9 protein-coding genes are annotated in these 9,288 nt (G+C 35.7%); 8 read left to right on the top strand and 1 reads right to left on the bottom strand.

Features of this window, described 5'->3' with window-relative positions; genetic code table 11:
* On the bottom strand, nucleotides 1-1,862 hold a 1,862-nt coding region (locus VFS71_RS19905), incomplete at its 3' end, for a DNA polymerase III subunit alpha (RefSeq protein ID WP_326403441.1).
* 901 nt (nucleotides 1,863-2,763) lie between these two features.
* On the opposite strand from VFS71_RS19905, the gene leuC reads away from it, so the two are divergent.
* From leuC to VFS71_RS19865, 8 genes are all read left to right on the top strand, one after another.
* Nucleotides 2,764-4,158 (top strand): 3-isopropylmalate dehydratase large subunit, encoded by a 1,395-nt coding sequence (leuC, locus tag VFS71_RS19900; protein ID WP_326403440.1) that lies wholly within the window; start codon nucleotides 2,764-2,766, stop codon nucleotides 4,156-4,158.
* Nucleotides 4,159-4,224: 66 nt separating this feature from the next.
* Complete coding sequence (locus VFS71_RS19895) at nucleotides 4,225-4,578, top strand: four helix bundle protein (RefSeq protein ID WP_111408095.1); 354 nt, start codon at nucleotides 4,225-4,227, stop codon at nucleotides 4,576-4,578.
* Nucleotides 4,579-4,638: 60 nt separating this feature from the next.
* A complete protein-coding gene (leuD, locus tag VFS71_RS19890) occupies nucleotides 4,639-5,235 on the top strand; it encodes a 3-isopropylmalate dehydratase small subunit (RefSeq protein WP_111408096.1) in 597 nt (198 codons plus the stop codon).
* A 55-nt stretch (nucleotides 5,236-5,290) separates the two neighbouring features.
* On the top strand, nucleotides 5,291-5,611 hold the full coding sequence (locus tag VFS71_RS19885) for an antibiotic biosynthesis monooxygenase family protein (protein WP_255558522.1): 321 nt from the start codon (nucleotides 5,291-5,293) through the stop codon (nucleotides 5,609-5,611).
* 16 nt (nucleotides 5,612-5,627) lie between these two features.
* Complete coding sequence (locus VFS71_RS19880) at nucleotides 5,628-6,332, top strand: class I SAM-dependent methyltransferase (protein ID WP_326403439.1); 705 nt, start codon at nucleotides 5,628-5,630, stop codon at nucleotides 6,330-6,332.
* A 4-nt stretch (nucleotides 6,333-6,336) separates the two neighbouring features.
* Nucleotides 6,337-7,125: a methyltransferase domain-containing protein gene (locus tag VFS71_RS19875; RefSeq protein ID WP_326403438.1), complete on the top strand. Its 789-nt coding sequence runs from the start codon at nucleotides 6,337-6,339 to the stop codon at nucleotides 7,123-7,125.
* A 10-nt stretch (nucleotides 7,126-7,135) separates the two neighbouring features.
* Entirely contained in the window at nucleotides 7,136-7,642 is a 507-nt protein-coding gene (locus VFS71_RS19870; RefSeq protein ID WP_326403436.1) for a GNAT family N-acetyltransferase, read from the top strand.
* 44 nt (nucleotides 7,643-7,686) lie between these two features.
* The gene (locus VFS71_RS19865; protein ID WP_326403435.1) at nucleotides 7,687-9,210 is read left to right on the top strand and encodes an alpha-isopropylmalate synthase regulatory domain-containing protein; all 1,524 of its coding nucleotides are present in this window, start codon (nucleotides 7,687-7,689) and stop codon (nucleotides 9,208-9,210) included.
* The last annotated feature ends 78 nt before the right edge of the window (nucleotides 9,211-9,288 follow it).

Below are 9,288 nucleotides of genomic sequence, written 5' to 3'. Positions count from 1 at the left end.
GAAATCGTGAGTAACTCAAAATCCAATCGCTCTTGAATGTCTGGAGTAATTTCTCCATATCTTTTTTCTGCGCCAACCATTGTAAGGTGACGTAAATATTTATTTTCACCTCGAACACCGCCATCAGCCTCGTCTTCTGCCACAAAAAACTCTTCCGGAATATCATATTTAGGAAGCAATACATCGCGATAAAGCGAATAAATTTCGACCTTGTCTACAATTTCCTGAATGTTGGCAATAGCATCAGGCAAATCGGCGAAGAGTTTTTTCATTTCCTCTTCCGACTTATAATAGTATTCTTGATTAGGCAATCCATAACGATATCCACGACCACGACCAATAGGCGTGGCCTGCTTTTCACCGTCTTTTACACACAACAAAATATCGTGCGCATTGGCATCTTCTTTATTTACATAATAGGTATTGTTGGTAGCTATTAATTTTACATCGTGTTTTTGAGAAAAGGCAACCAAGGTTTGATTTACACGATTTTCATCCTCTTGATTATGACGCATTATTTCAAGATACAAATCGGAACCAAATTGTTCTTTCCACCAAATTAAGGCTTCTTCGGCCTGGTTTTCACCGATATTCAGAATTTTACTCGGAATCTCTCCGTATAAATTCCCAGACAAAACCATAATGTCTTCCTTGTATTTTTCTACAATCGCTCTGTCAATTCTAGGCACATAATAAAAACCTGCTGTGTATGCAATAGAAGCCATTTTGGCCAAATTATGATAGCCTTTTTTGTTTTTGGCCAACAAAACAACCTGATAACCATTGTCTTTTTTGGATTTATCCAAATGATTTTCACAGATATTGAATTCACAACCTACAATAGGCTTGATTTCGGTTTCCGTTGGCTCTTCACCATTTTCGACTAACTCCTTATTTTTGGCAGAAGCCGATTTGTTGTGATTCATTACTGCACTCACAAAATGGAATGCTCCCATCATATTTCCCGTATCCGTCATCGCAACGGCAGGAAATTTATTCTTGGCTGTAACCGAAACCAAAGCTCCTATAGCGATGGTCGATTGCAAAACCGAAAACTGTGTATGGTTGTGTAAATGCGCGAAAGCCGCATCTACCAATACTTTTTTATTCTCTGTAAGCTCTTCTTTGGAAACCGAAACAGCTTGTTTTTCGCCAAATTGAAGTCGGATTCTTTCGGAAGCTTCTTTTAGGTTAATGTGTTTTAAACCGATTAACTCAATTTCGTGCGGATTTTTACTTTTGAAATCCTTGAAATAACCCACTTCAACATCAAGTTCTTCTTTGGTAAAAATATCTCTACGGATTAACTCCAAGAAACAACGCGTGGTAGCCTCAACGTCGGCAGTTGCGTTGTGTGCTTCCGCAAAAGGAACGTTGAAAAGATAACTATGTAATTCCGTTAACGTAGGCAATTTGAATTTTCCTCCACGCCCTCCAGGCAATTTCAATAACGAAGCAGTAACCTCGGTACAGGTATCCAAAATCGGCATCTCACCCATAGGCGACTGAACACCCATTCGGTAGAATTCACAGCCCATAATATTGATGTCGAAACCTAGATTCTGACCCACAATAAATTTGGCTTTACCTAAAGCAACATTGAATTTCTCCAAAACTTCAGCCAAAGAAACTCCTTCGGCTTCGGCCAATTCGGTAGAGATTCCGTGAATACGCTCGGCATCATACGGAATATTGAATCCTTCGGGTTTTACCAAATAATCCTGATGCTCGATGAGTTTCCCCATGTCGTCGTGCAACTGCCATGCGATTTGAATACATCTTGGCCAGTTGTCGGTGTCAGAAATGGGTGCGCCCCATTTCTTGGGTAATCCTGTGGTTTCGGTATCGAATATTAAATACATAGTTTCTAAAAAGAAAAATTAAAGTTCCAATTTGCTCCTTCTTTATTATCTTAAAATATTGATTTTAGGAACAATAAAAAACATTCAAATGCAAAATGGCGGAAGTTCAAATTTAGGTTTTTTATAAGGATTGAGACTCGTAAGTTATTAACAAAAATGATATTTGAATAAACGAGAATTAAGCTATAAATTCTAAATTTCGTTCGTGAAAAAACATTTCTTAACTACAATCAAATGTTCTTGCGAGTGCGTGAGGGATAGAAGCTAGCTACCGAAGTAGCGCGGATAGCCCGACCCCGTTGAGGAAAGGGGCTGTATAGGCGGTACTATAAGTAAGCCCCTTTTCCCAACGGGGGCACGCCCAAAAGATTTTTAAATTTTATCCCTTTGGTTTCTTTCCAAAAACCTACTTTCTAATCAAATATTCATCTCTTCTCTTTTTTGGATGTCGTAGTATTTTAGCAAAAAAATGGAGGCCTAAAAACTCGAAAATTGCATTATTTACAGCTTCATAAATTGGTTTTTTGGTTAATTTTTATCAAATATTAAGAATACGAAATATAACAATAATCACTATTTTTTAAATTTTTGTTGTGATTTTTTAATCAAATTATACATTTATGCGTTTTATTTGTAATAAATTTGCAAATTATTAAAAACACAACAAAAAGCATCAAATCTACTTTGAAAAGAAATTCAAAGTCAAATTAAGAAAGTGTATTTTTTTATCGAAAACAACGAACTAAAGTGCAATAGTGTTGTAAAGCCCTTTTGGGTATCGTATATAAACACTTTTCTAAATTGACGACTCTCTTTTCTTTTTTAAATTTGTTGCCAATGATATAATTGTTTAGGAAATTGTCCTGATTATAAAAGAGAAATACACTAAAAAATAGTTAAAATGAGTACTACATTATTCGACAAAGTATGGGATTCGCACGTGGTGCGTAAAATAGAAGATGGACCAGATGTGTTTTTTATTGACCGTCATTTTATTCACGAAGTGACTAGTCCTGTAGCTTTTTTAGGTTTAAAAGAAAGAGGTATTAAGGTATTGTATCCTGAGCGTACTTTTGCAACTGCCGATCATAATACACCAACTATAAACCAACACTTACCGGTTGCCGATGCTTTATCTGCCAACCAATTGAAAGCGTTGGAAGACAATGCAGCTGAATATGGTATTTCACACTGGGGATTGGGACACCAAAAAAATGGTATCGTTCACGTTGTAGGTCCTGAAAACGGAATTACTTTACCGGGTGCAACTATCGTTTGTGGTGACTCTCACACTTCTACTCACGGTGCTTTTGGAGCTATTGCTTTTGGTATCGGAACTTCAGAGGTGGAGATGGTTATGGCTACTCAATGTATTATGCAGCCTAAGCCAAAGAAAATGCGTATCAACGTAAACGGAACTTTAAGTAAAGGTGTGGGTCCAAAAGACGTTGCACTATATATTATTTCAAAATTAACTACTTCGGGCGGAACAGGATATTTTGCTGAATATGCCGGAAATGTTTTTGAAGAAATGTCTATGGAAGGTCGTATGACCGTTTGTAACTTGAGTATCGAAATGGGTGCCCGTGGTGGTATGATTGCCCCTGACCAAAAAACTTTCGATTTCTTAGAAGGACGTTTATACGCTCCAAAAGGCGAAGCTTGGACAAAAGCAGTTGAGTATTGGAAAACCTTGAAAACTGATGCTGATGCCGTTTTTGATGCTGAATTGAACATCGATGCTGCTGATATTGAACCAATGATTACTTATGGTACGAATCCTGGTATGGGAATTGGTATCACTAAACATATTCCAAACGCCAACCAAGTGGAAGGTGGTGAGGAAACTTATAAAAAATCTTTGGCCTATATGGGCTTCCACGAAGATGATGTAATGATTGGGAAACCAATTGATTTTGTTTTCCTTGGAAGTTGTACAAATGGTCGTATTGAAGATTTTAGAGCTTTTACAGAAATTGTTAAAGGAAGAAAAAAAGCAGACAATGTTACTGCTTGGTTAGTTCCGGGTTCTCACGTTGTAGAAGCACAAATCAAAGAAGAAGGCCTTTTGGACATACTTACTGAAGCCGGTTTTGTATTGCGTCAGCCTGGTTGTTCTGCTTGTTTGGCTATGAACGACGATAAGGTTCCTGCTGGAAAATATGCGGTAAGTACATCAAACAGAAACTTTGAAGGTCGTCAAGGTCCTGGTTCAAGAACGCTATTGGCAAGTCCAATTATGGCTGCTGCTGCTGCCGTTACTGGAAAATTGACAGATCCTAGAGATTTGATGTAAAAAGGCTGTGGGCTTTGAGCCGTCGGCTATCGGCAGATTGCTCAAAGCCAAAAGCCGATCGTCCATATGAGAGATTTTAGAAAATATAATGTTTGGCAAGAAAGTCATTTGTTTACACTTGAAGTTTATCAAGCAACGAAAGAATTTCCAAAAGAAGAATTATTTGGATTAACAAGTCAATTGAGAAGAGCAGTTTCTTCTATTCCAACAAATTTTGCTGAAGGTTGTGGTTCTAATTCCGAAAAAGAATTTGCAAGATATTTGAATATTGCAATTGCTTCCTGTTCAGAAGTTGAATATTTATTATTGCTTTCTTCTGACTTGAAATATTTAAAACCTGAAATTCATCAGACTTTAGAAAGCAAAGTAATTCAAATTAGAAAACAGATTTATCAATTAAGACTAAAATTAAATCAATAAAATTAGTGCAGTTTTGCCCAAAGCCCAAAGCCCAAAGCCGACTGCCAAAAACAAATCACAATGGCATACGATAAATTTAACATCCTTACGAGTAGTGCAGTGCCACTACCAATAGAAAACGTAGATACGGATCAAATCATCCCTGCTCGTTTCTTGAAAGCTACAAAACGTGAAGGTTTTGGAGACAACCTTTTCAGAGACTGGAGATATAATGGAGACGATACTCCAAAAGCAGATTTCGTTTTAAACGATAAAACATACAGCGGAAAAATATTAGTGGGCGGAAAAAACTTTGGTTCGGGTTCTTCAAGAGAGCACGCGGCTTGGGCGGTTTACGATTACGGATTCCGTGCAGTAGTTTCTAGTTTCTTCGCAGACATCTTCAAAGGAAATTGCTTAAACATTGGTGTTTTACCTGTTCAAGTTAGTCCAGAATTTGCTGAAACTATTTTCAAAGCTATCGAAGCAGATCCAAAAACAGAATTAGAAATTAATCTTCCTGAGCAAACCATTACACTAAAAGTAACTGGTCAAAAAGAATCTTTTGCCATTAATGGGTACAAAAAGAACAATATGATTAACGGATTTGATGATATTGACTACTTGCAAAACATTAAAGAAGAGATTACAGGGTTTGCAGATAAACTGCCTTACTAAAAAAAATAAATACAATTAGTTAAGAAACCCGACACATTTTTTAAATCTGTCGGGTTTGTATATAAAAATAGGTATGGTTTTAGAAATGGCTATTCTGCAGGTAATAAAAGGAGAAGAACAAAATTTTGAAAGAGATTTTGCAATTGCCAGTCAGTTCATACAATCCATTCCAGGTTATGTAAGTCATAGTTTGAGAAAATGTTTAGAGAAGGAAAATAAATATCTTCTCTTGGTAGATTGGGAGAAATTAGAAGATCATACGGTTGGCTTTAGAGAATCGGAAGCCTATTTAGAATGGAAAAAATTGTTGCATCATTATTACAATCCGTTCCCTGTCGTGGAGCATTACGAAATGGTTTTGGAACATAAAAAATAATTTTAAATTATAAAAAATGAAATCAACATTATCTGAAATACAACAGCGTTTTGACAATGAAGTAGAGCGTTTTTCTAATTTAGAAACAGGCCAAATCAGTACTGTTGATGCCACTTTAAGTTTAGAATTATTGACCCAAGCAGCTAACGCCTGTTGTCCTGATGCCAAACAAGTTTTGGATTTGGGCTGTGGTGCAGGTAACTATTCTTTGAAATTATTAGATCTTATTCCTGATTTTGATTCCACTTTGATCGATTTAAGTCAACCAATGTTGGACAAGGCAAAAGAAAGACTTTTTGAAGTTTCAGAAGGAAAAATTACCACTATTCAAACCGATTTTTTGAATATGGAATTGCCTGACGAAACTTTTGATATTGTGGTAACCGGAGCGGCGATGCATCATTTAAGATCGGATGAAGAATGGGAAACTGTTTTCTCCAAAATATATAAAAGTCTAAAAAAGGGAGGCTGTTTTTGGATTTCAGATCTAATAAAACACGACCATCCTGCAATTGACCAATTGATGTGGAAACGCTATGCAGATTATTTAGAAGGTGTGGGTGGCAAAGCATATCAAGAAAATGTGTTTGTTTATATCGCCAAAGAAGATACTCCCCGATCTGTGATGTATCAATTGGAAGTATTGAGAAAAGTTGGTTTTTCGTATGTGGATGTTTTGCATAAAAACAGTAATTTCTCCGTGTTTGGAGGTATAAAATAAACTTATGAAATCAAACAAGCACATACAAAGAGACGAACAAGCGACCAAAATATTTGATGATCGAAGCCTTAAAAATGATTACAGAAATCTGATGGGCATTTTAAAACCAGGTATGAATATTCTGGATGTCGGCTGTGGGACAGGCGCTATTTCAAAAGACATTGCAAAAATAGTTGGAGAAAAAGGAAAAGTTATTGGAATTGACAATACCGAAAATTTCATTTTAAGTGGAAAGGAATCCTATCAAGACATCACGAATTTAGAATTAATTCATGTTGATTTATTTGATTTCAATCCAGAAGAAAAATTCGATTTAATTGTTTCAGCTAGAGTATTACAATGGTTGAGTAATCCAAAAGAAGCTTTGTTAAAAATAAAATCCCTTTTGAAACCAAACGGTCAAATTTCAATTTTGGACTATGATCACACGAATTTAGATTGGAATCCTGCTCCGCCAGAAAGCATGCAGACCTTTTATGATACTTTCTTAAAATGGAGACAGGACGCTGGAATGAATAATAGAATTGCAGAAGATTTGCCTGATTTATTGAAAGAAGCAGGTTTTCATTCTATCGAAAAAATAAATTCTGATGACTTTTATAATGAAGAAAGATCAGATTATAAATCGAAAATAGGCATTTGGTCAAAAGTTGCCGGCTCTCTTCAAATGGTAGAAGAAGGCTATTTAGACAATGAATTACGATTGAAAGCCATAGAAGAATACAACCATTGGATAGAAACCGAAGCAATTTCTATGACAATGAAATTAAATGAAGTGCGAGGAAAAATATAAAACTATCAAGATGAATTTTAAACCTAGCACGATTGAAGACATAGACAGCATTTTTGAGTTTTATGATATGGCGATTGCCTATCAAAAAACTAAATTTAATAAACAATGGCAAGGTTTTGACAGAGGTTTAGTAGAAAAAGAAATCTCTGAAAACCGTCAATGGAAAATTATAATTGATAGTGAAATTGCTTGTGTATTTGCTATAACATTCGAAGACAAAAGTATTTGGAAGGAAAAAAATAGTGACAAAGCCGTTTATTTTCATCGAATTGTGACGCATCCAAAATTTAGAGGTTATCATTTTGTAGAAAAAATAATCGATTGGGGATTGCAATTTGCAAAAGAAAATAATTTGGATTTTTTAAGAATGGACACTTGGGGAGATAATGAGTCCTTAATTGAATATTATCAAAAATGTGGGTTTAATTTCCTTGGAATTATCACCCCGGATTATGACGGTTTACCCAAACATTATGAAGGAATAACATTGAGCCTATTTGAAATCAAAGTAGAATAGTAAAAAACATATAATACCCTTTTAAAAGGAATACAAAAAGCAATATGGAAAAAAGAAAAATTGAAATAATGGATACTACACTTCGCGATGGTGAACAAACCTCGGGAGTATCCTTTTCTGCTGCAGAAAAATTAACCATTGCGCAATTATTGCTAGAAGAACTAAATATTGACCGAATCGAAATTGCCTCTGCTCGTGTAAGTGAAGGTGAATTTCAAGGTGTGAGCGGAATTATGTCTTGGGCTGAGGAAAAAGGATATACCGACAGAATCGAAGTATTGGCTTTTGTAGATGGCGGAATTTCTATCGAATGGATGAAAAAAGCAGGAGCAAAAGTGCAAAACTTATTGACCAAAGGTTCTTTAAATCATTTGACCCATCAATTAAAAAAAACACCAGAACAGCATTTTGCCGAAATCGCGCAGTCTATTGCTTTAGCAAATGAAAACGGAATTGCCACCAATGTCTATCTTGAAGATTGGAGTAACGGTATGCGTAATTCTCCTGAATATGTTTTTCAATATTTAGATTTTTTGGTGACACAACCTGTGAAAAGAATATTATTACCCGATACTTTGGGTGTTCTTATTCCATCGGACACTTTTGAATTTATATCTAAAATCACTGCAAAATATCCTAACATTCATTTTGATTTTCACGCTCACAACGATTATGATTTGAGCGTTGCAAATGTAATGGAAGCTGTAAAAGCAGGAATCAGCGGCTTGCACGTTACCGTAAATGGAATGGGAGAACGCGCCGGAAATGCTCCGCTTGAAAGTACTGTTGCCGTGATTAATGATTTTATGCCAGAGGTAAAAATCAATATCAAAGAATCGTCTTTATACTCAGTAAGCAAACTTGTTGAAGCCTTTACCGGCTATAGAATCCCTGCCAACAAACCTATTGTCGGTGATAATGTTTTTACACAAACCGCAGGAATTCACGCTGACGGAGACAACAAAAACAACCTGTATTTTAATGATTTGCTTCCGGAGCGTTTTGGAAGGAAACGAAAATATGCATTAGGAAAAACATCCGGTAAAGCCAATATCGAAAAAAATCTTCAAGAATTGGGATTGAAACTAAACCCCGAAGATTTAAAATTAGTAACGCAACGAATCATCGAATTGGGAGACAAAAAAGAAACCGTTACCAAAGAAGATTTACCTTATATCATTTCGGATGTATTGGACAGTCAGTCTTATGAAGAAAAAATTGTTGTGGAATCGTATGTCTTGGTTCATTCCAAAGGATTACGCCCTTCCACTACTCTATGTTTAAAAATTGACGGTGAAATTTTTGAAGAAAATGCACAAGGAGATGGTCAATTTGATGCTTTTATGAATGCCCTTTCCAAAATTTATAAAACCAAAAAAATGATTTTGCCTAAATTAGTCGATTATGCGGTTCGTATTCCCCCAGGCAGTAGCTCGGATGCTTTATGCGAAACCATCATCACTTGGACCAACAACGGAAAAGAATTCAAAACAAGAGGACTTGATTCTGATCAAACTGTTGCCGCTATTATTGCCACTCAAAAAATGTTGAATGTGGTGGTGATTTAAAAAGAAAATTACAATTGAAAAAAAAATATATTAAAAATATAATTAAAAATTAACAACAATGAAATTCAACATTGCCCT

Origin of the sequence: Flavobacterium sp., assembly GCF_035760125.1 — a bacterium.
GTDB lineage: Bacteria > Bacteroidota > Bacteroidia > Flavobacteriales > Flavobacteriaceae > Flavobacterium.
This window is presented reverse-complemented; position numbering and strand designations above follow the sequence as displayed.